The 551-nt window shown below is 35.9% G+C and carries 1 protein-coding gene; it reads right to left on the bottom strand.

Annotated elements, in window-relative coordinates; genetic code table 11:
• On the bottom strand, positions 1 to 297 hold a 297-nt coding region (locus tag U9R90_RS36735), incomplete at its 3' end, for a GIY-YIG nuclease family protein (protein ID WP_411061858.1).
• Positions 298 to 551 lie beyond the last annotated feature (254 nt).

Here is a 551-nt window from a genome sequence, read left to right as displayed (position 1 = left end):
AGAGGGGAGACCATGTACTAAAAAATGTTGGATCAAAAACCTCCGTTTGTGTATTTTATGGAGGATGTTATGAGTGTGCTGATATATTCTCGTTCTCACCTCATTTTTAGTCTGTCCGACATACTGTTTTTTGCACTTTGTGCAGAAAATTAGGTAGACACAATTTCGGGTGTCTGGAGAGAGAGTTCTGTCGACCTGATAAATTTGCTTTGTGGTTACATTTTTTATCCATTTTAGAGCCAGATAGTATTTACACGGTCTTCGTTTTCCGGTTTTATTTTTAACTTTACTTTGCACTAAAATATCTAATAAGTTTGTGTTTCTTTTGTACGCCGCGATTGGTTTGTGTCTTTGTAAAATCTCTGTGTCCTCTAAAAATTTGGAGAAATTTTGTTTGATAGTTGAATTGAGTTGTTTACTTTGGAATGAATAAAAGGCCACTAAAGGCACTATTTTTGTCTCACCAGTTTGAGTTGGCGGTTTGGGGTTATTTATGGATTTAAGAAAGTTTCTGAGGACTGATCTTAAAAATCCTCTCCCGTATCCCCTAT

The sequence above is a fragment of the Streptomyces sp. E11-3 genome (assembly GCF_046540415.1).
Lineage (GTDB): Bacteria > Actinomycetota > Actinomycetes > Streptomycetales > Streptomycetaceae > Streptomyces.
Note: the sequence above shows the minus strand (reverse complement) of the source record. Positions and strands in the feature narration are given on the sequence as shown.